Consider the following 25,120-nt stretch of genomic DNA (forward strand, 5'->3'; position numbering starts at 1 on the left):
GCGTATCTTTACCCATCTGCCCCCCACAGTTAACCAGCCCGCGAGGGAAAATATCCTCCCCGGAAACCGGACCCCCAGCAAAACCCCACAAAACAAGGGGGGAGTACACCCCTCCCCCCTTCCACCCGGTGCGTGCCGCTCTAGAGCAGGTGCCGGTAGCCCACCGTGTACTGGGAATAGATGGGATCATACCGGACCACCGTCCCCGGATAGGGAGCGTCGATCATCTGCCCGTCCCCGACCACTATACCGACGTGGGTTATCTCGCCTCCGCCGTCGAAGTTCATGAAGACGAGGTCTCCGGGACCGGGGCTGGAGACCGGCGTGCCGTAGGAGTACTGCCCGGCCGCAGAGTGCGGCAGGTAGATGCCGAAGTGGGCGTAGACCTCCATCGTGAGCCCCGAGCAGTCCACCCCCTGCCGCGAGGCTCCCCCCCAGACGTAGGGGACCCCGAGCCACGTCCTGGCCTCCTGGACGACCGCATATCCGGAGCTGGAGTCAGCCCGCCCCCCGGACGGGGCCGAAGAGTATGCTTCGGAGGACTGGGAAGACCCGTGGGAAGCGCTCCCGCTCGACGCCACGTCTCCGGAGGAAGAGACCGTCGAGCCCGGGGGCGGGGAGGAAGCTTCGCCCGAGGTCACAGGAGAAGAGGCGAGACTCGTAGAGGTATGGGCCGCCGGATCCGGGCTTGGCGGAGGCGATGAAGTCCTGCCGGAGGAGTCCGCGCTGGAAGTGTAAGCCGTACCTTCGCCCGGGGAAGCCGTGGAGGATTCGCCCGGGGAAGCCGCGGAGGAGACCGGAGCGGTGGAGGCTGCATAATTGCTCTCTTTCGCCGCCGCCTCCGCAACAGCCTCTTCTGCGGCCCGACGCCTGGCAGCGGCCCGCTCCGCTGCAGCCCGCTCGGCCGCTGCCCGCTCGGCCGCCGCCTGCTGGATGGCCGCCCTGCGCGCCGCAATCCGGGCCTCCATGCGCGCCTTCCGGACGGCGGCGAGCCTCGCCTCGAGCACCGCCCGGGCCGCCTCACGCTCCTGCACGAGACGGCTCTCGCCCAGCCTGCCTCCCGGTGGGGAGGAGTCTGCACCGGGACCGTCTGTACGCCCTATCACCCTGCGCACGTCCACCTTTTTCTCGGCAGCCTTCTGCGCGGCTCGTTGCAGCACCACGGCCCGGCGTGCCGCCTCTTCGGCCTTTTGCCTCTCCACCTTCGCCGCCTCCCCGGCCGAGGTGGCCCGCACCCTGCTCAAGGGGACCGGGCTGGCGGCGACCACGGGCGCCGGAGAGGCATGGCGCAGGGTCCGTCGGGCGGCTTCGGCCTGCTTCCGCGCGAGGGACGCCTGGCGCTCCTGACGCGTCTCTATCTGCCGGGAGATACGGGCGTTGAGGGAGTTGAGGTAGGCAGCGGTCTCCCTGCGCAGCCGTTCAGCCTGCTCTCGTCTCGCCTCGGCCTCCCTAAGGACGGCGCTCTGCCGCCGACGTTGCTCCTCGAGCGCGGTCTTTTTCGAGACCAGCGCCTTCTCTGCCGCGCGCATCTTCTCGTAGCTCTCCCGTTGCTGGATAAACGCGTTGACCAGCATGTTCAGCCGGGAGGCGAACTCCGAAAAGGTGCGGGTTCCGACGAGCACGTCGACAAACCCAACGTTTCCACTCCTGTAGACCCGGGCGGCCTGCTCCCTCAGGACCTCACGGGAGGACTCGAGCTCCCTCCGCGCTCGCTTCAGCGACCGGTCGGTCCTGTCCAGCCTGACATCCAGGCGGTTGAGCCGGTACAGGGCATTGTTGTAGGCCTCGTACGCCGCCGCAGACTTCCGTCCAAGCTGATCGAGCCTCTGCTGCACCGCATCTATACCGGCCCGCTCCCCCTTCAACCCGGCGGGAGAGGCCCAGGCAGGGTTTACTCCCGCGAACAAACCGGCCGCAGCCAGAACCGTCGCTAAAACCAAGCTCCCCCTCCGAGGCATGATCCAGGCACCCTCCCTTGATCTACAACCTGCTTCTCCGGCCCTCCGTGACCAGACCTCAGGGGATAACCAAAGGTTCCCCCTCCGCGTAACAACTTTAAATTAGCGCCGCCCGGCCCCGCAACGCCCGGATCGCGCGCCGTCCCTGCGAAACACACGCCAAAACGCAACCTGTCTTGCCCGGACCATACCTCTACCCCAGATGATGTTGTTTCCCTCCTGATACATTTTTTAACAATTTTTAATCTTTGCGAGCATCCGGGAGATAGCGCAGCCGCCGAAAGGCGCTCCAGAAGCGGCGTTTGGCGTCGGGGTCCTCAAGGGCGGCGGTTATGGAGGGCAGGACCAGACCGGCGATAGATGGGGTCCAGGGGAAGCAGGTTCCCGGGATGGCCTCCGAGAAGGAATTACGGGCGAGGGGGTGGTGGATCGAGTCTATCTCGCGTCCCGGCGTGTCGCCAACGGCGACGAGCATCCGGGGCTGGAGGGAGAGTATGCAGAGGATGAGAGCCTCTCCGGAGAAGAAGCACACCGAGGCGTCCCGCAGGCCGACGGCATCGAGGCTCAGGGAGAGGGCCTTGAGGGCCCGGGGGCCGGCATTCGGCTCCACCACGAGGAGGACTCCGGACGTGGGATCTCCCGAAAGCCGGAGGAGACCCTGCCTGTCGGCGATTTCATCCAGGCATGAGCTCTCCGCGAGGAGCTTGGCCTCGTAATCCGCCCTTTCGCTTTCAGGCGGAGGGGTCTTTTCTCTCTTCGAGTGAGACACGGCGCACGTAGAGTATCCGCTGGAAAGAGGTTATGAGGGCGCCGAGCGCCACGGCCCACACGCCGACGTTGAGGATGCCCAGGATGGCGCAGCCCGAGAGGAGCACGACCCTGCCCGCTCTCTCGAGCAGCCCGACCTGGCACTCGTACCCGAGGCCCTCGGCGCGGGCCCTGGTGTACGAGGTGAGCAGAGAGAAGGTCATCGCCAGCCCCGTCAGCAGGACCTCCACCGGCCGGGAGAAGCTCGCGTAGAAGAACATGATCCCGACGAAGACCGCCGACTCCGAGAAGCGGTCGAGCGTCGAGTCGAGGAAGGCCCCGAAGGGACTGCTGCGGTTGGACTGCCGGGCAACCGCACCGTCAAGCGCGTCGAACAGACCTGCGGCCAGCATGACCGCCCCCGCCACCCTCGTGCGCCCATCGCCGAACAGCAGGGCGGCGACCAGCGAGAGTATCCAACCCACGACGGTGAGCGTGTCCGGACGCACCTGGAGCGAGGAGAGGAGGCGGATCAGAGGCCCCAGGAAAAACTGGCGCAGGGATTCCTTGAAAGACACCGGCCGGCGCGGCTCACGACGTGGCAGGCTCACGTGTTATCTACCTCTCCTTCTCTTCCAGGCTCTCTCCGGCCTCACCCGAGACAGGCACGACCGGGGCGATGCTCCATGGCTCGAAGACCAGTGTACCCCGAAGATACCTCGCGGTGGCGGCCACTATGGCCACCACCGGCACGGCGAACAGAGCACCGGCAACACCGTAGAGCGCCGTGGCGGATAGCATGGCGAACATGACCCAGAGTGGGTGTACCCCCACCGAGCTGCCCATGATCTTCGGGACCAGCAAATTACCCTCGAGCTGCTGCGCGAGCAGGAAGAGCAGCGCGACCACGAGCGCCTTTATCGGCCCGTCGAGCAGGGCGAGGACGACGGCCGGCACCGCTCCCAGAAAAGCCCCGAGGACGGGGATGAGCTCTGTGAATCCCACCCAAGCCCCTATGAGCAACGCGTAGTCGCCGCCGGTAAAAAAGACTATGGCCCACCCTATCGTGCCCATCAACAAGCACAGCAGAATCTGCGCCCTCAGGTAACGGGCGAGAGAGTCCTCAACCGCGTGGAACAGCCCGACCGTCTGCTCTCGCACTGTCTCCGGAATCATCCCGAGGGCCGCCCCCACCACCCGCTCCCGATCAAGCGCCAGGTAGATCGACACGATGAGCATCAGGAACAGGTTCAACACCGCACCGAAGATCCCGAACACGCCCCCGATAAACCCCAGCGCTCCTTTGAGGATCGTCCCCGCGGGCGGCAGGTTGTCCCTTACCAGGCGAACCACCGAGTCCCGGTCAACCAGCGCCACCCGCTCCCCGATATATGGCAGATGCCGGATCCAGGACAGAAACGAGGTGGCCTGCTCGACGATCACCCGCGGGTTCTCGAAGAGCGCCTGCACCTGCCTTATGGCCGGCACTATCACCACGAGCAGCGCGGCGGCTGCTGCGAAGACCAGCGCCAGGTAGACCGTCAGAACCGAGACCAGACGCGGCATACCCCTTCTCTCCATCCCACGCACGAGAGGGTTTAGCGCGTAGGTGAGCACCATAGCCATCAGAAAGGTGAGGAGCACCCCGCTTATCTGACGCACCAGGGCCACCAGCACCACGAGCGCGGCAGCGAGCAGTACGTACTGCAGATATTGGGATACAAGCAGTTTCTTCTCCGACACCAGCTCTCCAGGATACAGGAAGACAGCAGCGCGGGGAGCACCCTGCCTCGGGAAACCCCGCCTAGCAAGTTTACAGCCCCGCGGCCCATCTGTATAATCGGCCGCCAGCATGGGGAGGATGCGGATGCACAGAACACAACATGTTGTTGAAGGTGTTGTTGAAGGAAGGCCCGAACTTCGGGTGCTCACCCGTCCGAAGAAGTATGAGGAGGAGCGCACAGCCGCGGACCCACCCCGGCGCAAGAAACGCCACCGGAAGTCTTCGGTCTTCTGGCGCCGCAGGATGACGGCAGCCGGCCTTCTCGCGCTCGTCGCGGCGCTTGTGACGGCGGTGATTCTGGGGGCCGGGCACGGTAGGGCGGCCTCCCTGAAGGAAGCCTCTCCCACCCTGATCCTCGCCCGGGCCGGCGGACTCGATATCTCCACACCCATACGCCCCCGGCAGATAGAGGGTCTGGGATACCATCCAGCCGGTAACGGGCTCGTCCCACTCTCCCCCCGCGGCCGGAACCTCTCGGGCAACCCGCTGATCACCATCCTCTCGGGCGAGGCCGGCAGCCCGGTGGGCTACTTTCTGATGGCATCCGCGGGACGTCAGGGTCCGGAGACCGGCGCCCTCGACGTGGGGGCGAAGGCCGGAGCTCCGGTCTACGCTCCGGTCTCCGGGACCATAACCGCCGTGCGGCCCGACCCACTTCTGGAGGGGGCTAGCGTCATAGAGATACAGCCCGACGGCTCTCCGCAGGAACGGGTCGCCGTTGCAATGCTGGGGAGGATAAAAAACGGCGTCGGGGTGGACAGCCCGGTCGAGGCCGGCAGGACACGTCTGGGTACCGTGGCAGACTCCTCATCCGTCATGAAAAACCAGCTCTCCTCCTACACGAAAGGGCCTGGGGATCACGTGACGGTCTCGGTCTACAGGCTGGACTAGCCGGAAGCCAGGAAAGTCCAGGGCTTCGAGACGTAACGTGCGACGCCCCTGAGCTGACCTGCGTGTATCATTAGAGGCCATGTTCGTGAGCCTCTTCTCCCAGAACCCCGCGGCCGCCATAGCGGTACTCCTGGGCTTCGTCGTGGGCATCACGCTGCACGAGGCGGCCCACGCCTGGAGTGCGATGGCGCTCGGAGACGACACGGCCTACCGCCAGGGGAGGGTCACGCTCAACCCGGTCTCACATCTGGACCCGCTAGGCAGCGTCATGTTGCTCATAGCGGGTTTCGGCTGGGGCAGACCCACCCCCATCACCCCGTCCAAGATGCGCGGCGGTATTCTCGGCCCGGTCGCCGTGGCCGCAGCCGGCCCCCTCTCGAACCTGCTCATCGTGGCGATCTGCGCCCTGCTCTTCCGCCTGCCCCAACTTCAGGGCGGCTACGTAGCCCTCATAGTCGTCTCGGTGGCGTTCGTCAATGCGCTCCTGTTCGTCTTCAACCTCATCCCCATCCCCCCTCTGGACGGGTCCAGGGTGGTCTTCCCTTTCCTGCCTCGCTCGCTGGACGGCTTCGTGGCTTTCATGAACCAGTACGGCCCCCTCATACTGCTCGCCCTCTTTCTCCTGCCCTGGCTCCTGCCCTCGCTCTCAGTCTTCAGCTACATACTCAGCTTCAGCCAGCCGATACTACACGCCTTCGGCCTGCCTTCCTTGTTCTACTGAGAGGAGAGAAGAGAAACGGGGCACTCCCCGGCACCGCAGGGAGGGGGGGATCTACGGCCCGGGAAGCTGCCCCATCCGTATTTTACCCACTGAGCGCCGATCATAACACTCGGGGCAAGTTAAGATTGCGTTAAGATACTTTACGCTCTTTACTCTCGACCCGGTCCTGCATGGGCAAGGAGACCGAGAAGGTGCTTCCCTGTTCCGGCCTGCTCCGTACTGTGATCTCACCGCCGAGATGGTCGATGATCTCACGGGCGAGGGCGAGGCCGAGGCCGGTACCGTCGGCCCGGGAGGAGCCCTGGGCGCGGTAGAAGCGGTCGAAGATGTGTTGCTGTTCGGATTCTGGGATGCCGCAGCCGTAGTCTTTGACGCTGATGACGGCGTGCCCGTCTTCACGTTTGAGCGCGAGTTCGACCGGAGAGTTTCCTTCGGAGTACTTTATGGCGTTGTCCACGAGTATGGCGAGCGTACGGTGGAGCTGGGTGGGGTCCGTCTCCACCGGGGGCATTCCCTCCTCCACCTCCACGTTTATCTCGCGTCCGGCATAGGAGAAGTCCCGGCGCAGCTCGTAGAGGATTTCCTCGAGATCAACCTCCTCCGTGCGGAAGGTCAGGGCCCCGGAGTCTATGCGGCTGAGGTCCAGGAGCGTACGGGCCAGGTTCTGCAGGCGTTCGGTCTGGGAGCGCATGTCCTTGAGGAAGGCCTGCCTGACCTCTTCGTCCTCCTCGTCCTCGAGCATCTCCAGGTAGCCGGAGAGGGCGAAGATGGGCGTCTTCAGCTCGTGGGAGGCGTTGGCTATGAACTCTGCCTTGGCCCGCTCCACCTGGCGTTGCTCTGTGATGTCGCGCATGATCGCGAGCGCGCCGTCGTCCAGCGGCGCGGCGCGCACCTCGATCACCTTTCCCTTCGCCTCCACCTCGGAGGTTATCGGGCCTCTCTCCCGACTCTCTGCGAGTATCTCCTGCAGTCGGGAGTGGAACTCCCGGCCGGAGGACTCCAGGAGCTCCCGGGCCCGTGGGTTCAGGAAGGTTGCGTTGAGGTCCGCGTCCACCCCGATGACCGCGTCGGTCATCCCGTCGAGGATGGCCTTGCTCCGCTCCTTCTCCTGCTCCACCTGCCGGAACGCACCTTCCAGAGAAGATGCCATGGCGTTGAACGTCGCCCCAAGATCTCCGACCTCGTCCTTGAGCGTAGTCTCTATCCGTTCGCTGAAGTTCCCCGCCGCCAGCCGGTCGGCCGCGATCCCGAGCCGGGTGACCCGCCGGGCGATCATGTCAGCCGCTATGTAGCCCGCGAGCCCGGTTATCACCAGCGCCAGGATGCCGGCTATCATCGCCAGGCGCTGGATGTTACCGAGGGCCGCATCCGCGTTTAGTATGTCGCTCTGCGCGTAGAACTTGAGGAAGACGATGGCCTTGTCCTTACCCTGGGCCGGGACCGCGTAGGTGTAGACTTCCTGTCCCTTGCGCACGCCGAGCTGGATCGTGTGCGGCGGGCTCTGCTGCGGGCGGCGGGTCTTTATGGCCTCCCTGACCGTCGTCGGATTCCAGCCTTCGCTGAGGTTGCCCGCCACCTGTTTACCGTTCTGCACGATACCCCACTGCACGTCGTGGCTCGCCGCGAAGTTCTGCAGGCGCGAGTAATCGAAGTGTGGGTTGCGCTGGATCTCGCGCTGGAACTGCTCGCCGACCTGCTGGAAGTTCGCCTGACTCGCCCGGTAGAGCGTCTCGGCCAGTATGGGCTTGACGACCTCGTAGGCCGTCGCCCCCGCGAACGCCGCGACCAGCACGAAGAGTGCCGTGAGCCAGGCCCGGATGCCTACCCGCGGCCAGCCCGCACCCTTGCGGCGCGGCGCACCTTCCTTTTTCCGGGCTCGTTTCCTACCGAAAAACATACCCGACGCCCCGCGCGGTGTGGATGAACTCCGGGTTGCGAGGGTCGCGTTCGATCTTCTCGCGCAGGTGGCGGATGTGCACGTCTACCGTACGTTCGTCGCGGAACTCGTCCCCCCAGACCCTGGTCAGCAGGGCGCTGCGCGAGAACACCCTGCCGGGGTTGGAGGCCAGCGTGACGAGGAGCTCGAACTCGGTGTAAGTGAGATCGACTTCCCGGCCCTCGACCGACACCCGGCGGCTGGGGATGTTTATCTTCAACCCATCGTAGCTCAGCTCGTCCTGGCGCTGTCCCGCCGGCACCGAGACCCGGCGCATGATCGCCCGCACCCTCGCCACCAGCTCTCTCACGGCGAAGGGCTTGGTCACGTAGTCATCAGCGCCGAGCTCCAGGCCTACCACCCGGTCTATCTCGTCGTCCTTCGCGGTGAGCATGATGATCGGCACGTCGCTCTGCGCCCGGATCCTGCGGCACACCTCGGTGCCGTCCAGCTTTGGCAGCATGATGTCCAGGATGATCAGGTGCGGCTGATAGGCCGGGAAGGCCTCGAGTGCCTCTTCACCGTCGCCTGCGGTGCGCACCTCGAAACCCTCGCGCTCGAGCGCGCGGGTGAGCATCTTCTGGATGGAGGGCTCGTCGTCTACCAGAAGGATCTTACGGGTGACTCCCTGTACGCTCTGAACCACTCTCCCTGTGCCTCTTCTCTCGCCACGGGATCAAGCCGGTTGCACGTCGTGCCCTGCACCTCGATTCTAGCATGCTAATGGGGATACATTAACCGCTGAACGCGCCAGAGAGCATCTCCAGGACGGCGTCGAGGAGGTCATCTTCCCTCTCGATGCGCACCACCTTCAGCGGGACGCGCCTCCTGAGATAACCTGCCACGATCCGCAGCTCGTCCGGACCCCGGACGGGCTCAACCCACCGGCCGCCGAGCACTCCTCTGGCGAAACGGCGGACTTTCTCTTCCTCCCCAAGGCAGAAGGTGCGGTATCCGGCGAGCCTCCCGCTTCGGAAGGTGAAAGCCTCCACGCAGCCGGACTCGGAGGCCGCAGAGAGCACCGCGCACACGCCCTCCGCGCCTATCGCGGCCCGGGTGGCCCTGAGCCTCTCGATTCCGAGGATGAGGTCCCGCAGACGGGCCGCGCCCTCGAACTCGAGCCGGGCGGCGAGCCGGTCACGCTCCCGCCGGAGAGCCTCAAGCTTCTCCTCCCCGCCCCGGCCGCGCAAAAGCGCGGCGATCTCCTGGACCACCTCCCTGCGATACTCTTGCTCGTCCATCCCCGAACACGGCCCGCAGCGTCCCATCTGCCCGTAGAAGCAGGGACCATCCCCCTCACCCGGGCACCGCCTCAGGGGAAAGATCCTGCCGAGGGCCTCGATGCAGCAATCCACCATGCCGGCGCTGCCGTAGGGACCGAGTACGATCTCCTCTCCTCCGCCGGGTGCGGCGACCCTCTCCGGCACCGGGTACCTCTGCGAGAGATCCAGCCTCACGTACCACCCCGCCCGCTCAACACGGCCGGCCGCGTTGTAACGGGGCAGAAGGCGCCGGATCTCCCGCGCCTCGAGCAGCAGCGCCTCGAGCTCACTCTCCGTCCGCCGGTACCGCACCCCGGCGGCCTCCTCGACCAGGCGGGCCACCTTGCGTCGGCCGTCCCCGCCGCTGAAGTAGCTCCCGACCCGCTTCCTGAGGTCCTTGGCCTTCCCGACGTAGAGGACCTCCCCCCGCCGGTCCACGAAGTAGTAGACCCCCGGCGCATGCGGGAGATCCCGCGGGATGATGTACCGCTTGCTCCTCCTCCGCCCTCTCCGCAGAGATGCGGCCTCCCCCACCGTGGTCACCCCCATCTCATCGAGCAGCGGAAGAAGCCTCAGAAAGACCCTGGCGGTCGCCGAAGCATCGGCGAGCGCCCGGTGGTTGGGGTTCGGCCCGATGCCGAAGTACTCGACGAGCGAGGCGAGCCGGTACCGCCGCAGCCCGGGCACGAGCAGACGGGCGAGTTTCAGGGTGTCGAGCGCGGGGGCCTGCAGCGCCCGCCCGAGCGCCGCCTCGACGAACGCGCAATCGAAGCGCACGTTGTGCCCCACCAGCACGGCCCCTTCGGCGAACCCCTCGAAGCGGGAGGCCACCTCGCTGGCGGGTGGGGCCCCACGGACCATCTCGTCCGTTATCCCGGTGAGCCTGACCACGAAAGGATCTATGGAATGCCCGGGGTTCGCGAGCGAGGCGAACTCCTCGACGTTGCGCCCGCCCCGCAGCCTGACCGCTCCTATCTCCGTGATCCCACCCTCGCGCGCCGAGGATCCCGTCGTCTCCACGTCGAAAACCACGTACTCGGCCTCGTCCAGCTCGAGGGAAGCGAGGTTCACGACCCCGAGCATCCCCTGCTCGTCCCACGCGAACCGGCCATCTCCGGCCACCAATCGCTCCACGAGGCCCCTTGCCTCGCCGTTGGCGTCGGGGATGGCGAGAAACTCCCTTGCTATCTCCTCGGGTGATGCAGCCCCCCGGCTTCGGAGAAAGCCGTAGAGGTTAGAGGACACGCGTCTCCGCTCTCTTGGCGGCCTCGGCTATGGTTCTCGCCTGCCTCTCGGTTATGCCGGGGATGCTCATCAGGTTCTCGTAAGTATATTCATCGTCGAGGAGCCCGCTCGCCAGCACCCTGTCCCGGGTCTTCATACCCACCCCGGGCAGGATCTCGGTGTGGAAGATCTTGCCGCGCTGGATCCTGAGCTGATCCACCCCGGCGAGCCTCTCACCGTCGATGAGTATCCTCCTGAGGGTCCTGGCGAAGAGCTCGACCTGCTCGGGATGGTAGACGCTTCGCCCCATCAGCGCCGGCGTCATCGGCAGGGGATGCAGCAGGTTGGCGTCCCGCACGGTGGTGTGCCCCGGCGGCTCGTTCGGGCTCAAAGGGTCCGGGTCACCGAGCCTCTGCGCCCGCAGCGCGTGCTCGAAGACCTGCTCCTCGAGATCTCCTTCGAGGTCGAGCTCGGTCACCACGGGCCTGCCCCGGAAGCGGTCGTTGCGGTTCGCGGCGTACAGGAAGACGCGTCCGCTGCGCTCGTTCTCGTAGAAGGTGACGATCGCCCTGGCGCGCTTCTCACCGATCCCGGGCAGCCGCGCCAGGGCTTTCACGTCGCTCTCGTCTATCATCCGGCGCAGCCCTTCCGGCTCTATGGCCTCCGCAGCCTTCGCCGCGGCCCTCCGGTCCACCCCCCTCACGCGCTCGAGCATCCCCTGTACGCTGTCGGGGAAGACGCCGCGGCGGAGGTGGTTGATCTTGCGCACGGCCGTGAACTCGCTGTACTCCTCCCAGCGCCAGACGAACTCCCGCACCCGCTCCACCGCCGCGTAGTCCTCGGGGACGAACTCTATGGTCACCGCGTCGCCGATGTAGCGGCCGTTGGCGCCGGCAAGCGTCTCGGCGTCGCGCATCACCTGTACCTTGACCGAAGGGGAGTAGAAAGAGAAGTGCACCGGCACGCCCGGCGCAACCTCCTTCATCAGGCGCAGCCTGAAGATCTTCTCCTCTGGTTCCGATCCCAGCATCGGGATTACATTCTAGCACCCTGCCCCAGCAGAACCTCCTCCCGCAGCACGATCGCCTCGACCTCTTCCCCGGGCCGCACCTCGGCCCCGGGACCGATCAGGGCGAGCGCGTCCGCCTTCGTGAGCGAGCTGACGAGCCCGGAGCCCTGCGCCCCGGCGGACTCGGCGCGCCAGCCCCTCCCGGTGCGCAAGAGCCGCACCCGTATCGCGTGCAGCCTCCCCACCCGGTTGTGCACCATCTCGTCGAAGTACACCTTTATCCGCGGCCGCCTCGCATCCTCCCTGCGCCCGGCCATCTTCATCAGCGCCGGACGTACGAAGACCTCGAAGCAGACCATCGCGCTCACCGGGTTGCCCGGAAGCCCGAAGACCCTGACCCCCTCCCGACGACCGAAGAAGAGCGGCTTCCCGGGCTTGAAGTTTATCCCCCAGAAGACCTGCTCGACGCCGAGGTCGCGCATCGCGGCCTTCACCAGATCCTTCTCCCCCACCGACACGCCGCCGCTGGTCAGGACCACATCCGCCTCCGAGAGCGCCTCCTCGACCGCAGAGCGCAGCGTACCCTCATCGTCGGAGGCGGCATACAGCCTGCGTGCCACCGCTCCCGCTTCCTGCGCCTGCGCGACGAGCGCGTAGGAGTTGGAGTCGTAGATCTCCCCCGGCTCGAGCCCCCTCTCACCCGGCTCGACGAGCTCGCTCCCGGTCGAGAGGACGACCACCCGGGGCCTCCCGAATACGGGAAGCTCCGCGTACCCCTGGCTCGCGGCGAGCGCTATCTCGGGTGCTCCGATCTCGGTCCCTGCGCGCAGGATCACCTCGCCCGCACGCACGTCCTCGCCGCTCCGGCGTACGTTCTGCCCGGGACGCGCCGGCTTCTTCAGCTCGAACTCCTCGCCCCAGCCGCTCGTGTTCTCGACCATCACCACCGCGTCCGCCCCCTCGGGGACGACGCCGCCGGTGAAGATCTTGATCGCCTCCCCCTCCCCGACTTTTTTCTTCGACGGGCGGCCCGCCGGGGCCTCGTCCACCACCCGGAACACCCGCCCGGCCCCGGCGTCACGGCTCCTCAGGGCGTAGCCGTCCACCGCCGAGTTGTCAAAAGGCGGAGAGTCGAACTTCGCCACCAGATCCTCCGCGAGCACGAGCCCCCGCGCCTCGGACAGGGGCACCCCTACCGCAGACGACCGCGGGGTGTTCTTCAGGATGATCTCCACGGCCTCTCCGTAATCCAGGAGCCTGTCGAAAGTCTGCACGACGACCTCTCCCTTCGATGTCGAACTTCAGGACCCGGGCTGCCTCACCAGCACCGCGTGCACCTCCCCGGGACCGTGCACGCCGACGGTGAGCGTCATCTCGATGTCCCCGGAGCGGCTGGGGCCGGTGTGGAAACAGAGGTCGGGGGGCATCCGCCCCCCTTCGTACTCCCCGAGAGCCTCCTCCAGCGTGCCGAGCAGCCTCTCCTCCGGCACGAGCACCACGTGCACCGGCGGAAGGAGCGTGGCGAGCCTCCCCCCGCCGCTCTCGAGCAGCAGGCTCCCGGTCTCGGCGAGCGCCCACCTCGCCTCGGTCACTCCTGCGTCCGCCTCCTCCAGGGACCTCCGTTCTGCACCGCCCCGGTAGACGGCCACCTCCAGCCCGGCCTCTTCGAGGCCCAGCCCTTCCAGAAACTTCCCATCCCACCGCACGACCCGCCGCGCACCTCTCCCCCGCAGCACCTCGAGCACGTAATCACGCGCCTCCTCGATGCCGGATGCACGCACCGCGTGCCCGCCGACCGCTTCGAACTCCCGGACGAAGCGCTCCGCCGGGTCTTCATGCCCCTCTTTTCTTCCCCCGTCCGCGCGTGGTGTCCAGGCCACGTCCGGAGCGCGGGTCGGATGGTAGCGCCCGGCGCGGGTGCGGTGCCGTATCCCTTCTAGGAATTCTTCCCTCCTCGCCACCAGATCCTCCCCTCCCGCCAGAGCTCGCGGAAGCTCTTCTCCGCCAGGTGCGGGATCTCGCGGGACTCCGCCCATCCCTTCAAGGGCCCGGGGAGGGACCGGGCGACCCCGTCCCTGAGCAGCGGCCCCTGCACGCCCCGCGCGGCTTTCGCCCCGATCCCGTAGAGTCCGGGACGCCTCATCCCGAATTCGAACGCGTCGAAGGCGAGGCGCTGCGCTCTGCCGGAGATTCCCGTTTCGGCCTGCCTGCGGCGCAGCCTGAGCAAAAGCTCGTGCAGCGGGATGCCGACCGGGCACGCCTCCCAGCACGCCCCGCACAGGCTGGAGGCGTGCGGGAGGTCCTTCGCCTCCTCGTCCCCCTTGAGAAGTGGTGTTATCACCGCCCCGATGGGCCCGGAGTAGGTCGAGCCGTAGGCGTGGCCCCCGGTCTGACGGTAGACCGGGCAGACGTTGAGGCACGCCCCGCAGCGGATGCAGTAGAGCGCCTCCTCGAACTCCCCACCGAGGAGGCTGGAGCGGCCGTTGTCGAGCAGCACCAGGTGGAACTCCTCCGGCCCGTCGGGCTCGTCCTCACCCTTCGGCCCGCTCACGAAGTCGGTGTAGACGGTCATCTTCTGGCCCGTGGCGCTGCGGGCGAGGAGCCTGAGGAAGACCGCGAGATCCTCGAGGCGCGGCACGACCTTCTCTATGCCCATCACCGCCACGTGCACCGACGGGACGCTCGCGACCAGCCCCTCGTTGCCCTCGTTGGTCGCGGTGACGACGGTCCCGGTCTCGGCGACGCCGAAGTTGGCCCCGGTTATCCCGATGTCCGCCGAGAGGAATTTCTGCCGCAGCCGCTCGCGGGCGAAGTACACGAGATCCTCCACGTTGGGCGGCAGGGGGTGGCCCGCCTCCTCCGAGAGGACCTCGGCGGCCCGGTGGCGGCTCATGTGCAGGATCGGGGCGACGATGTGCGAGGGCGGCTCGCCGGCGAGCTGCGCGATCCACTCCCCCAGGTCCGTCTCGACGATCTCGAGCCCGAGCTCGGGATACTCCTCCTGGAGGCGGCGGTTGAGCTCTATCTCCTCGGTGGCCATGCTCTTGGATTTGGTGATGAGTTTCGCGCCGCGGCGCCTCGCCAGTTCCCCGATATACCGGACGGCCTCCTCCCCGTCGTTCGCGAAGAAGACCTTCCCGCCCCTCTTCTCGACGGCGGAGGCCATCCGTTCCAGATGGCGGTCGAGGTTGGCCATCGTCTCCTGTTTGATACGGTAGGCGCGCTCCCTCAGCTCGGGTGCGTCCGGCAGGGCGGAGAGGGCAGCGTTGCGGTTTCGGATCGTGTTCTTCGAGTGCACCGCCACCGCCGAGCGCAGCCGCTCGTCCTTCACGGCCACCCTCGCCCGCTCGTTGAAGCCCTCGACCCGGCTCTCGAGCCCCTCCCCCGGGCGTCCCGCCTTCGCCGCCATCCTCAGACCTCTCCCCGCCCCGGGTCCAGAACCTGCGCCAGGTGCAGCACCCGTGTGTCGTGCCCGGTGCGCCGCAGCCGCCCCTCCAGGTGCAACAGGCAGCTCGGATCGCAGGAGATCAAAGTATCCGCCCCGCTCTTCTCCAGAGCCCGGATCTTCTGGTCCGCCATCGCCGCGGAGACCTCGGGCATCTTCACCGAGAACGTCCCCCCGAACCCGCAGCAGAGCTCCTCGTCCTCCCAGTCGAGCAGTTCGAGCCCGGAGACGCCGCGCAGTATCCGCCGCGGCTCTTCCAGCACCCCGAGCTCGCGCCGCTGGTGGCAGCCGGCGTGGAAGACGGCCCTACCGGAGTACGAGGCTCCCGGATCCTCCATCCCAATCACGTTGGCCAGGAAGTCCGAGAACTCCCTGACCCTGCCGCCCAGGGCCTCCGCGCGCCCTCGCTCCTCCGGCGTCTCCTCGAAGAGGAGCGGGTAGTAGCGCGAGACCATCGTCGAGCACGACCCGGACGGGCATACGACGTAGTCGAAGTCCTCCCGCTCGAAGACGTCGAGGAAGCGCCGGGCCACGCCGCGCGCCTCGTCGAAGAATCCCGAGTTGAACGCCGGCTGCCCGCAGCAGGTCTGACCCTCCGGATAGACGACCTCGACTCCCAGGCTGCGCAGGACGCGCACGGTAGCGACCCCGACCTCCGGCCGGATGAGATCCACGAAGCACGGCACAAAGAGCGCCACCCTCAACGAAAGGCACCCCCGATCACACGCTTTCCTTCGGAGATCATTCTACCGCGGTGGGCTTCGCGGAAGGCACCCTCAGGGCTTCCAGAGTCCCGCCCGGTGCCCCCGCGATCCGAGACCGCTGGAAACACGCCATGCAACCGGGAGATAATGCGGGAGAAACGACGTCAGGGGGTAAGATCCGATGTCGAAGAAGCTGGCGGCCGAAAACCCGCCGGACGCCGGCAAGGGGTGGGGTGGATCGCGTTGATCTCGGGAACGCACCTCAAAAACAAGGCGTCTCTGTACACGCTCCTGGTCGTTTCGTCGTGGTGCATCGCGGCCTTCGGGTTCGCCGCGCTGGCGAAAGACACCCCGGCGCGCGCCCTGACGACCCATCTCTGCTACTGGTCGACCGCCACGTTCGCCTTCGGCAGCGCGGTGTGGGCCGCGCGGCAGAACGGAGGCAGGGAGAGAAGATTCTGGGCGCTGTTCGCAGCCGGTCTTCTCACCAGCTTCTGCGGATACCTGCTGTGGCAGATGGGTCCGGACGGCGCAAGGCTCGCGCTCCCGAGGGATCTCTCGTACACCCTCTCCTACCTGCTCCTCTTCGTGGCGCTCCTCTACCTGCTCGGGCTCTACACCCGGGGCATAGCCCCTCTGGCCCCGCTCGACGCCCTGAGCGTGATGTTCTCGTCGGGCATGGTGGTATGGTACTTCTTGCTCGCTCCGGCAGCGCCGGTCCACGGGAAGAGCCCCGGGGAGATCGCAGACACCCTCTCGGGGCCGGCGATAGACGCCGGGTTGCTCTTCCTCTGCCTCACGCTGCTCTCGAGCCGCAGCAAACCAGGCTTTTCGGGCTGGCTCGCGGGGGGATTTCTGGCCCTGGTGGCCGGAGACCTCGCCTGGGCCGGGCTCGAACCCTTCAAACCCTACGAGCCCGGCAGGTGGCCGGAGCTGCTGTGGACCCTGGGGCTGGTGCTGTTCCTCGCGGCGGCTCTGAGAGCATCCTCGGAGCCCCAAGACAGCCAGAGAACGGGGATCAGCCCCTGGCGGGTGTTCCTGTTCTGGGCGGGACCGCTCTCCCCGGCCGTGCAGTACGCCTTTTTGCTCGCCTGGGCGACGCTGCACCCGCCGGTGCCGGCGTACGTGAGCTGGACGGGGGTGGGGCTCATGCTCTACCTCGCGCTGCGCATCTCCGCCCTCTCCTACATAAACCGCTCCCTCAGGCTCGAAGCCGAGAGAGACGCCGTACGTCGGGAGCAGAGAAGGATCTCGAGCGAGCTGCACGACTCGCTCAAACAGAACGTCTACGGGGCGACGCTCCTGCTGGAGACCTGCAGAAAAGCGAGGGACCAACGAACCTCCAAGAGGCTCCTCGAAGAGGCGCTCTCCGCCTGCAGAGAGTCCGGACACCTGCTCGAAAGCTCCATCGAGGAGCTGCACGCCCGCTGCGAAAACTCCGGGGTGGAACTCGACGCCCTCCTGCAGAGGACGCTGCGGGACATAAGCAGCCACTTCGGAGTCCACACCCACCAGGACCTGCGCGCGGATTGCGGCACGCTGGACACCACCCGGCGCGCCGCCGCCTACAGGATAGCCGCTGAAGCGCTCTGGAACGCGGCGAAGCATTCCAGGGCCTCCAACGTCTGGCTGGAGTCCAGGAAAGTCGGCCGGGTGCTGCTGCTCCGGGTGCGCGACGACGGGAGGGGCTTCGATCCCACCTCTCCAACCCCGGGAGTCGGGCTCTCGCTCATGAGGAACCGGGCGGAGGAGGCGGGAGGCACCCTGGACATCTTCTCCTCCCCGAACAGGGGCACCACCGTACAGGTGAGGTTCGAGCTTGGATGAGGGTGCTCCTCGTCGAAGACCACCCCACCATGAGGCTGGGCATCCGGGCAGCCCTCGGTCTCGCCGACGATGTAGAGGTAATCGCAGAAGCCATAGGCGCCGGGGATGCCCTCCATCTCAACCAAAAGCTCAAACCCGACGTCGTGCTGCTCGACCTGCACCTCGGAGGGGAGCCCAGAGGCGCTGAGATCTGCCGCAGGATTAAAGAACTTCCAGACCCACCCCGCATCCTCGTATACTCCGCCTACAACTTAGAAGAAGACATCCTCCTTTGCAGGCTCTCCGGTGCCGACGGCTATCTGCACAAGAGCGAGGGACCGGAGAAGCTCCTCGAAGCCTTGAGGGAGGTCCACCGCGGCGGAAGGTTGTGGCTGGAGGGAAGGGAGGAGGGCCATCCCGGCCTGCAGGATGTCCCGGGCATCACCCATCTGACGCCCAAAGAGAAGGAAGTTCTCCTCCTCTTGCTGGAGCGCTGCTCCAACGCCCAGATCGCGGAGCAGCTCTACATCTCCGAGCGTACGGCCAAGTTTCACGTGAAGAACATCCTCAAGAAGCTCGGCTTCTCCTCGCGCAGGGAGCTCTTCCGGCACCTCACCGGCAGTTAGGCGCTCGCAAAAGGACAGGTCGCAACCTGTCCCCCGATCGTCGAAAAACTGTCCCGAAAGGACAGTGTGCCGGCGATGGGCAGCTGGTAGGCTGACGCCGGCGCACCGGAAAGATCGGCAGGAGGAGGGCCAGGGTGAAAACTCTCGAGCGACACCTGATCCTGGGCTTCGACGCCGGGTGTATGACGTGCAGCGACCTGGCGCATAGCATCGAGGAGGCAGCAGGGGGCAGGCTCGAGGTCAGAAGCCTCCACGACCCGCAGGTCGAGCACTGGCGCAAGCAGGCCCTCGGAGAGAACGCTCCGTGGGCTCCGACCTTAATCGAGGTCAGGGGCGGACAGGTCAAAGCCTGGACCGGGCTGAGGATGGGGTTGGTCTTGAGCAGAAAGCTCGGTCCTGTCACAACGTGGCGGGTAATGCAGGTTTTGAGCGAAGTCAGAGGACCCAAAAGTGCTGCTGAGAGGATAAACCGTAGACAGTTTATCAAAGGTGTGGGCGGTGCTACCGTTGCGATGTCAGTACTGTCAGGTACCAATTTGTTCTCTGCTTCTGCAGAAGCAGAGGAGCACTGGGTTTCTGAACTCTCCTTTGCTTCATCCAAGGAGCTCTCTCATAGACAGGCCATATCGGCCTGGAATCAGCTATCTCGAGAAAAATACTTGCAACACTTGTTAAACGTCCAGGCAGTAAGGGAAAATCCGAGTGCGAGTCGTTTAAGTGAGAAGCTAGGATCTAGTGCTGAAGGTAAACATACCCCATACTTGTCTACCGGCACTGTTCAGGGGGTTCGCCATGAGCTGGTCGGGGGCGGTTCTTTGTTAGCCCTTTCCTATCTTTTAGGCGATGCACTTATAGTTTCTTATCAGCTCAGCAGAAAAGGCAAAAGATACAAACAATCCTCCAAGGTAATCGTAAGAGTAAGCGAAGAGTACGCCTGGATTCTGGCCTCGGCAGAGGATGACAATATTGCTCAGGCTCCCATAGTTGGAGCGGAACCTAATGTTTCTACGCAGTCAAGCAGATGCCGGAACAGTAGATGTCCCTCTTGTTATAGATGCGAATGTGTAAGCTTGAGTCTTAGATGCGCTTTTAATTGCTGTGCACCTTGTGGTCTCTCTTGCTCGAACCCATGGACTTGCTTAGGCTGTGTGGGAGTATACTGTCCCGTATGTCTGAGCGTAAATAAATGTTGCACCAAGCGCGGATGCGCATATGTGTGCGTTGGGCCATGATGACTGGCATAAGCGAGGTATACTAAACCAATCGGCAGAAAGGTGGCGAAGGATCGTTGAGCGACCAAAGTGAACCGCAAGGCTCGCCGTCCGGTTTGCCTCGTTTGGGGATGACCATCTGGGGGATTCTCGCATTAGCCATTACAATGGGTTTGGTGGCGCTGGCGTGGAACAGTACCGGGGCTGCTACAGGCCTCGTGCAGATGAGGATCTTTCTGGTGGGCTGGGCCGTGGCCGCCGTGATGACCGTCGCGGTAAGGCTCTTGTCCGGTACGATCTCCCGGAGGGATGGTCGTGGGTCTGGCTCGTTGACGGCCATGGAGCTCTCATACCACCTGGTCGTGGGGTGCGCGGTGGGGCTGGCCATCGGCACGACAGACTGGAGCAACCTGCAGATCGTCGGGTGGTGGCAGCTATGGTGGACGGTTCCGCTCGTTTTGGGCTACCTGGGCAATCTGGCGGCTCTCCGGAGACGGAGGCAGGGACGATAAGATGGACTCCGGACGGTAAGCCGAGCCGGATGGCACTCGCTTGATAAAGACCCACGCGCTCACCAAGCGCTACGGCAGGAAAGAGGCCGTTAGGGGCGTGAACCTGGACGTAAGGCGAGGCACGCTCTACGGTTTCCTCGGCCCCAACGGCGCGGGCAAGACGACGACCATAAAGCTCCTTTGCGGCCTCCTGCGCCCCACCTCCGGCGAGATCACGGTGGCAGGGGTGGACGTGGTCAGGGACCCGCTCGAGGCCAAGCGCAGGATCGCCTACGTCCCCGACGAACCCGCGCTCTTCGAGAAGCTCACCGCCCGGGAGTTTTTGGGTTTCGTCGCCGACGTCTACGGCGTGGAGCAGGCAGAGGCCAGGGATCGCTCCCGGGAGCTGCTCGAGATGTTCGGCCTCTCCGGGGAAGCCGACGAGCTGCTGGGTGGCTTCTCGCACGGGATGAAACAGAAGGTGGCGCTCGCGGCGGCGCTGTTGCACGAGCCTGAGGTACTGTTTCTGGACGAGCCGACGGTGGGGCTCGACCCGGCGAGCGCGCGGCTCATCAAAGACGTGCTGAGGAGGTTCGTGGCGCGTGGTGGCACGGTCTTCATGGCCACGCACATCCTCGAGATGGCCGAGGCACTGTGCGACGAGGTCGGGATAATAGAGCGTGGCAGGATGATCGCCTCGGGGACCGTAACGGAGCTCAGGTCGCTCGCCCGATCTTCTCGGGACGACACCCTGGAGGATGTCTTCCTCAGGCTCACCGGCTCCAGCGAGGGCCGCCAGATAGCAGACTACCTGGAGGAGTGAGCCCGGTGGGCACGTGGAGGCTGCTCTACAGGCTCAAGATGAAGACGCTCTTCAGGTTCTCCTCCGACGAGAGGGGCAACCAGCGGATGGCCGGCTACGTCCTCGTTGTGATCGGGCTGCCCCTGATCTTCCTGCTGATGATCGGCTCGTTCTTCACGCTCTTCAGGAGCCTGCAGGGTTCGGTCGCCGGCCGCCACGAGTCCTTCGTGCTGCTCGCGAGCACCTTCGGCGGTGTGGGCGCGTTCGCGCTCTTCGCGGGATTCGGGCGCTCGGTGCAGGTGCTCTACCTCTCACGGGATCTGACGCCGCTGCTCGCGATGCCCTTCAAATCCCGGACGGTCTTCGCGCTCAAGTTCTGGGAGAGCGCACTCGGTGGCTCACTGCTCGTGGGTGTACTCGGGCTCCCGATCCCGCTGGCCTACGGGCTGGCGACCGGGGCCTCCATCCTCTTCTATCCCGTCCTTCTCCTCGTGCTCGCGCTGCTCGCGGTCGTTGCAAACGCCATCGGGATGCTCTTGGTGATGCCGTTCATGAGGCTGGTCTCCCCGGGCAGGGCCCGGGAGATCCTCTACGCCACAGGAATAATCCTCGGGGTGGCCGTGCTCCTCGGCGTGTTGTTCTTCGGCGACCATCCGGGGCAGAAGATGCTCGACTTTCCGCTCCTCACGATCCCGCCCGGAAGCTGGGCCGCCGCGGCCGTCACCGGGGCGGCCTCCCTGAGTGCCACCACCCTTCTCGGAGGTCTGGTACCGCTCGCCGCCGCGACGGCCGCGCTGTACTTCCTCTGCCTGTTCGTCGCCGGTCACCACTACGCCTCGGGGGTCTCCCGCGCCGCCGAATTCGCGGCCGGAGCTCGCCGGCGTCGGAGAAGGGCCATAGAAGGGAGGAGTGAGCTTCCCCTTCTTCCGCGAGACGTAGGGGCGGTGGTGAAGAAGGACCTGCTCTCGCTGCGTCGGGATCTCAGGATCTCCGCGAGCCTCCTGATCCCGCCGGCGTTCGGGCTCTTCTACGCCCTGACGAACGATTTCCAGAAAACAGGAATCCTCGGCCTCGCACCGTATCTCCTGGCCGCGACCCTCTCCGGAGCCAGCACGGGACTCTGGGGGAACCAGATACAGAACGTGGGCTTCGAAGGACGAGCCTACGCTCTCATCCTCTCCTCTCCCATACCGGCGAAGAGGTTTCTGTTCGGCAAGTGGGTGAGCGGCGCTCTGGTCGGCTCGCTGCTCGCCGCGGTGACGGAGCTGGCGCTCTGGCTACTCTCCGGTCCAGGACGACCGGGGTTCGCGGCCGTAGGCCTGATCTTCGGGATCGCCTCGGCGGTCGTCTTTTCATGCTACGCCACGGGCGTCGGGGCGCTCTATCCCCGCTTCGACTGGGAGAACCCCCAGCAATCACTCACCGGGATGGGAAGGGTGGCGCTGGGCGGAGGGGTCTTCGGGTTGCTCGTGCTCGGAGCACTCTGTCTCGCAGCCGGCTACCTGCTCTCGCTCACGATACCCCCACCGGCCGCCTGGTGCGCGGCCGCCCTGCTGTGGGTTGCGGTCACCTGCACCGTCGCGTACGTCGTCTTCAGATCCGGAACGCGGCATCTGCAGGAGATCGAGTGGCGGCTATAACTTCGGGCGGCGCTCGCGGTAGCGGTTCGTGATCGGCATCCTGCGATCGCGTCCGAAGGCCCGGCTCGTCACCTTTATGCCGATGGGAGCCTGGCGGCGCTTGTACTCTGCGGCGTCGACCATCCGGACCACCCGGCGCACGTCCTCCTCGTCGTAGCCTTCGGCCACTATCTCGCCCACCCCCTTGTCCTCCTCGATGTACGCCTCGAGGATCGGGTCGAGAACCTCGTAGGGTGGCAGTGAGTCGGTGTCCTTCTGGCCCTCGCGCAGCTCGGCGGAGGGTTCTTTGGTCAGGACGGACTTCGGGATCACCTCACGACCCTCGGTCTCGTTGATGTGGCGGCAGATGCGGTAGACGAGCGTCTTGGGAACGTCCTTGATGACCGCGAAGCCGCCGGCCGAGTCGCCGTAGAGGGTGGAGTATCCGACGCTCATCTCGCTCTTGTTGCCGGTGGAAAGAAGGATCCAGCCGAACTTGTTCGAGAGCGCCATGAGGACGTTGCCCCGGATGCGCGACTGCAGGTTCTCCTCGGTTACATCCTCGGGTAGCCCCCGGAAGGCGTCGGCGAGCATCTCCCCGTACGCGGAGAAGGCGGGCTCTATCGGGATCTCGAGCACTTCTATGCCGAGGTTCTTGGCAAGCGCGAGCGCGTCGGTGTTGCTCCCTTGGGAGGTGTAACGGCTCGGCAGCAGCACACCGGTCACGTTCTCCGGTCCCAGGGCGCGGGCCGCGATGGCCGCCGAGAGCGAGGAGTCCACCCCGCCGGAGAGCCCGAGGACGGCCCGCGAGAAACCGTTCTTCTGGAAGTAGTCCCTGAGGCCCAGCGTCAGCGCCTCCAAAACCTCGCCCTCCTCGGGCAACAGCTCCTCGACGCGGGGCTCGATTCCCTCCTGCGGTTTTTTCTGTATGAGGCTTGGCCCCTCGACGACGACCGGCGATCCACCCGGGTTCTCCTTGCGCGGACGTGGGTCGTGGAGGCGGTGGATCAGGGCCTCCTCCGGGTGGATGTCCAGCACGAGCAGGTCCTCCTCGAACTGCCGGGCGCGGGCCAGAAGCCGCCCCTGCGGGTCTATGGCCACCGAGTGGCCGTCGAAGACGAGCTCGTCCTGACCACCGACCAGGTTGCAGAAGAAGACGTAGCAGCCGTAGTCAGAGGCCCTGACGGCGAGCATCCGCTCCCGGAAGAGCCCCTTGCGCCGCGAGTAGGGCGAGGCGGAGATGTTGATGAGGACGCTGGCCCCCGCGAGCGCCTGCTCACGAGCCGGCCCCCCCGGGTACCAGATGTCCTCGCAGACGTTCACGCCGGCCAGCGATCCGTCCACGCTGAGGACCGGGACGCCCTCGCCCTCCCGGAAGTAGCGGTTCTCGTCGAAGACCCCGTAGTTTGGCAGGTAGTGCTTGTGGTAGCGGTGGAGGACCTCACCGCCGGAGACTAGGGCGCAGGAGTTGTAGAGGTCTCCGGCGAGATCGACGAAACCCACGGCCGCGATCACGCCCTCGGGCACCCGTCCGGCAAACTCTTCGAGCCCTTCCAGGTTGGCCCGGATGAAGTCCGGACGCAGGAGCAGATCTTCGGGGGGATACCCGGTGATCGTCAGCTCGGGGAAGGCGACGAGGTCGGCTCCATCCTCCAACGCACGTTCCAGGGCGGACGCCGCCTTCTCGACGTTGCCCCAAACGTCGCCTACCGTGGTGTTGATCTGGGCGAGAGCGACCCTCATGCCCCGTAATGATAGCGTCCCCGGCGGTCATGCGCCGCCCTTCTGGTTTAGAATCGCCTGCTGATGGGGCTCTCGCAGCACGGCTCTCCTCTGATCCCGGCCGCGCTCTCCGGCGCAGCCGGGGCGGCCCGTATGCTCCGGGAGGCGTGCGCCGCTTCGGATGGCCTGCGGCTGCGGACGACGGGAGAACTGGCCGCGGACATCCTGCGGGAGCTTCGTGCGCTGGAAGAAAACGCCCCCCCACCTTCTCCCCACCTCCTCGCAGAGGCCGCGGGAAGCTGCGCGGACCTCGCCACCCTCGCGGCCTGCGCGCTGCCGCACATCGGCGAGGAACACCTCTCGCAGGTGGCGGCCGCGGTGCACCTGGCGTCCGGCTCGGCGAAAGCGCTCGGGGCTCTGGGCTGCTCCTCGCCCGAAGATTACGTGCTCCGCGACGCGCGGAGCGCCGCCTGGCGCGCGGAGCTCGCCGCCGGGCAGGCGGACGAGGCGCTTCAGCAGGCCGTCTCTTCGCGGAAGACGGCGCCGGGGTCCGCGTAGCCGCCGAGGGCGGCCCTCACCGCGCGAACCACCCGGGCGAGGTATCCATCCTCGTTGGGGACGAACTCCTCGAGCGCGACCGTCTCCCTCCCGCTCCCATTTGGCCCCCAGAATCTCGCCCCCACCCTCTCCCCGGCCAGGAGGTGATCGATCCCGTCGAGCGGGAGGCGGTAGACGGCCGAGACCTCCTCGCGCTGCAGGCTCATCGTCCGCGGAGGGAGGCCCTCCGGGAGCAGGAAGACCTCGTGCAGCTCGCGGTCCATACCGCCCGGGATCTCCTGTTCTATCCTCCTGGTGCCGAGCCGGACGAGGTCCCGCGGAGCCACCCGCACCCCGAGCTCCTCCGAGAGCTCCCTCAGTCCCGCCTCGATCACGCCCTCCCCGCTGCGGAGGTGACCGGCGCAGGTGACGTCCAGGTATCCCGGGAAGGTATCCTTCTGCGGGGCCCGGCGCTGGACGAGGAGGAAGGAGCCCTCTTCGTCCTCACCCGAGATCCAGCAGTGGAAGCAGCGGTGCCAGAGGCCGCGGCGATGGGCCTCGCTCTTCCAGAGGACCTCCCCGGTCGGGTTGCCGGCGGCGTCGAGAATATCTATCTTCTCATCCAC

General features: G+C 66.0%; 22 protein-coding genes. 8 read left to right on the forward strand and 14 right to left on the reverse strand.

Annotation, left to right across the window (positions count from 1 at the left end):
• Positions 1 to 140: 140 nt before the first annotated feature.
• The 4 genes from PJB24_RS05990 to PJB24_RS06005 all read right to left on the reverse strand — a co-directional run bounded on the left by PJB24_RS05990 (position 141) and on the right by PJB24_RS06005 (position 4,448).
• Positions 141 to 1,940 carry a C40 family peptidase gene (locus PJB24_RS05990; RefSeq protein ID WP_273843741.1) on the reverse strand — a complete coding sequence of 600 codons (1,800 nt, stop codon included), beginning with the start codon at positions 1,938 to 1,940 and terminating at the stop codon, positions 141 to 143.
• A gap of 259 nt (positions 1,941 to 2,199) precedes the next feature.
• Positions 2,200 to 2,571, reverse strand: a complete 372-nt coding sequence (locus PJB24_RS05995; protein WP_273843743.1) for a hypothetical protein — start codon at positions 2,569 to 2,571, stop codon at positions 2,200 to 2,202.
• 118 nt (positions 2,572 to 2,689) lie between these two features.
• On the reverse strand, positions 2,690 to 3,316 hold the full coding sequence (locus PJB24_RS06000; RefSeq protein ID WP_273843745.1) for a CDP-alcohol phosphatidyltransferase family protein: 627 nt from the start codon (positions 3,314 to 3,316) through the stop codon (positions 2,690 to 2,692).
• Between the two features lie 7 nt (positions 3,317 to 3,323).
• Entirely contained in the window at positions 3,324 to 4,448 is a 1,125-nt protein-coding gene (locus PJB24_RS06005) for an AI-2E family transporter (RefSeq protein ID WP_273843747.1), read from the reverse strand.
• A gap of 181 nt (positions 4,449 to 4,629) precedes the next feature.
• On the opposite strand from PJB24_RS06005, the gene PJB24_RS06010 reads away from it, so the two are divergent.
• Both PJB24_RS06010 and PJB24_RS06015 read left to right on the forward strand, forming a co-directional pair.
• Positions 4,630 to 5,379: a hypothetical protein gene (locus PJB24_RS06010; RefSeq protein ID WP_273843750.1), complete on the forward strand. Its 750-nt coding sequence runs from the start codon at positions 4,630 to 4,632 to the stop codon at positions 5,377 to 5,379.
• 85 nt (positions 5,380 to 5,464) lie between these two features.
• Positions 5,465 to 6,100, forward strand: a complete 636-nt coding sequence (locus PJB24_RS06015; protein ID WP_273843751.1) for a site-2 protease family protein — start codon at positions 5,465 to 5,467, stop codon at positions 6,098 to 6,100.
• Positions 6,101 to 6,230: 130 nt separating this feature from the next.
• On the opposite strand, the gene PJB24_RS06020 is transcribed toward PJB24_RS06015, so the two are convergent.
• The 8 genes from PJB24_RS06020 to PJB24_RS06055 form a co-directional block, all read right to left on the reverse strand.
• Positions 6,231 to 7,997, reverse strand: coding sequence for a sensor histidine kinase (locus tag PJB24_RS06020; RefSeq protein WP_273843753.1), 1,767 nt, complete (start codon positions 7,995 to 7,997; stop codon positions 6,231 to 6,233).
• Positions 7,984 to 8,682, reverse strand: coding sequence for a response regulator transcription factor (locus PJB24_RS06025; protein WP_273843755.1), 699 nt, complete (start codon positions 8,680 to 8,682; stop codon positions 7,984 to 7,986). The genes PJB24_RS06020 and PJB24_RS06025 overlap by 14 nt, the downstream gene beginning before the upstream one ends.
• 88 nt (positions 8,683 to 8,770) lie before the next feature.
• On the reverse strand, positions 8,771 to 10,543 hold the full coding sequence (locus tag PJB24_RS06030) for a DEDD exonuclease domain-containing protein (RefSeq protein ID WP_273843756.1): 1,773 nt from the start codon (positions 10,541 to 10,543) through the stop codon (positions 8,771 to 8,773).
• A complete protein-coding gene (locus PJB24_RS06035) occupies positions 10,533 to 11,552 on the reverse strand; it encodes a helix-hairpin-helix domain-containing protein (RefSeq protein WP_273843758.1) in 1,020 nt (339 codons plus the stop codon). Before PJB24_RS06035 ends, PJB24_RS06030 begins: the two co-directional genes overlap by 11 nt.
• 5 nt (positions 11,553 to 11,557) lie before the next feature.
• Entirely contained in the window at positions 11,558 to 12,805 is a 1,248-nt protein-coding gene (locus PJB24_RS06040; RefSeq protein WP_273843760.1) for a molybdopterin molybdotransferase MoeA, read from the reverse strand.
• A 27-nt stretch (positions 12,806 to 12,832) separates the two neighbouring features.
• Positions 12,833 to 13,492, reverse strand: a complete 660-nt coding sequence (locus tag PJB24_RS06045) for a LutC/YkgG family protein (protein WP_273843762.1) — start codon at positions 13,490 to 13,492, stop codon at positions 12,833 to 12,835.
• Positions 13,468 to 14,940, reverse strand: a complete 1,473-nt coding sequence (locus PJB24_RS06050; protein ID WP_273843764.1) for a LutB/LldF family L-lactate oxidation iron-sulfur protein — start codon at positions 14,938 to 14,940, stop codon at positions 13,468 to 13,470. The genes PJB24_RS06045 and PJB24_RS06050 overlap by 25 nt, the downstream gene beginning before the upstream one ends.
• A gap of 2 nt (positions 14,941 to 14,942) precedes the next feature.
• A complete protein-coding gene (locus PJB24_RS06055) occupies positions 14,943 to 15,674 on the reverse strand; it encodes a (Fe-S)-binding protein (RefSeq protein WP_273843818.1) in 732 nt (243 codons plus the stop codon).
• A gap of 249 nt (positions 15,675 to 15,923) precedes the next feature.
• On the opposite strand from PJB24_RS06055, the gene PJB24_RS06060 reads away from it, so the two are divergent.
• The 5 genes from PJB24_RS06060 to PJB24_RS06080 all read left to right on the forward strand — a co-directional run bounded on the left by PJB24_RS06060 (position 15,924) and on the right by PJB24_RS06080 (position 22,256).
• Positions 15,924 to 17,507 (forward strand): sensor histidine kinase, encoded by a 1,584-nt coding sequence (locus tag PJB24_RS06060; RefSeq protein WP_273843767.1) that lies wholly within the window; start codon positions 15,924 to 15,926, stop codon positions 17,505 to 17,507.
• Entirely contained in the window at positions 17,504 to 18,112 is a 609-nt protein-coding gene (locus PJB24_RS06065; RefSeq protein WP_273843770.1) for a response regulator, read from the forward strand. The genes PJB24_RS06060 and PJB24_RS06065 overlap by 4 nt, the downstream gene beginning before the upstream one ends.
• Positions 18,113 to 19,541: 1,429 nt before the next feature.
• Entirely contained in the window at positions 19,542 to 19,835 is a 294-nt protein-coding gene (locus tag PJB24_RS06070) for a hypothetical protein (protein ID WP_273843774.1), read from the forward strand.
• A 40-nt stretch (positions 19,836 to 19,875) separates the two neighbouring features.
• A complete protein-coding gene (locus PJB24_RS06075) occupies positions 19,876 to 20,637 on the forward strand; it encodes an ABC transporter ATP-binding protein (RefSeq protein WP_273843776.1) in 762 nt (253 codons plus the stop codon).
• A gap of 5 nt (positions 20,638 to 20,642) precedes the next feature.
• Positions 20,643 to 22,256: a putative ABC transporter permease subunit gene (locus PJB24_RS06080; protein ID WP_273843777.1), complete on the forward strand. Its 1,614-nt coding sequence runs from the start codon at positions 20,643 to 20,645 to the stop codon at positions 22,254 to 22,256.
• On the opposite strand, the gene PJB24_RS06085 is transcribed toward PJB24_RS06080, so the two are convergent.
• Positions 22,251 to 23,978 carry an NAD+ synthase gene (locus PJB24_RS06085; protein WP_273843779.1) on the reverse strand — a complete coding sequence of 576 codons (1,728 nt, stop codon included), beginning with the start codon at positions 23,976 to 23,978 and terminating at the stop codon, positions 22,251 to 22,253. The two genes, PJB24_RS06080 and PJB24_RS06085, sit on opposite strands and share 6 nt — an antisense overlap.
• Positions 23,979 to 24,041: 63 nt before the next feature.
• Between PJB24_RS06085 and PJB24_RS06090 the strand changes: the two genes are divergently transcribed.
• The gene (locus tag PJB24_RS06090; protein ID WP_273843781.1) at positions 24,042 to 24,515 is read left to right on the forward strand and encodes a hypothetical protein; all 474 of its coding nucleotides are present in this window, start codon (positions 24,042 to 24,044) and stop codon (positions 24,513 to 24,515) included.
• Here the strand turns inward: PJB24_RS06090 and PJB24_RS06095 are convergent.
• Positions 24,470 to 25,120 (reverse strand): NUDIX hydrolase, encoded by a 651-nt coding sequence (locus PJB24_RS06095; RefSeq protein ID WP_273843783.1) that lies wholly within the window; start codon positions 25,118 to 25,120, stop codon positions 24,470 to 24,472. The genes PJB24_RS06090 and PJB24_RS06095 overlap by 46 nt on opposite strands.

The organism is Rubrobacter calidifluminis (assembly GCF_028617075.1).
GTDB classification, from domain to species: domain Bacteria; phylum Actinomycetota; class Rubrobacteria; order Rubrobacterales; family Rubrobacteraceae; genus Rubrobacter_E; species Rubrobacter_E calidifluminis.

Coding starts and splice junctions, on each gene's coding strand:
- PJB24_RS06020 (WP_273843753.1), bottom strand. CDS start 7,997: ATGTTTTTCGGTAGGAAACGAGCCCGGAAAAAGGAAGGTGCGCCGCGC.
- PJB24_RS06035 (WP_273843758.1), bottom strand. CDS start 11,552: ATGCTGGGATCGGAACCAGAGGAGAAGATCTTCAGGCTGCGCCTGATG.
- PJB24_RS06050 (WP_273843764.1), bottom strand. CDS start 14,940: ATGGCGGCGAAGGCGGGACGCCCGGGGGAGGGGCTCGAGAGCCGGGTC.
- PJB24_RS06065 (WP_273843770.1), top strand. CDS start 17,504: ATGAGGGTGCTCCTCGTCGAAGACCACCCCACCATGAGGCTGGGCATC.
- PJB24_RS06085 (WP_273843779.1), bottom strand. CDS start 23,978: ATGAGGGTCGCTCTCGCCCAGATCAACACCACGGTAGGCGACGTTTGG.
- PJB24_RS06090 (WP_273843781.1), top strand. CDS start 24,042: ATGGGGCTCTCGCAGCACGGCTCTCCTCTGATCCCGGCCGCGCTCTCC.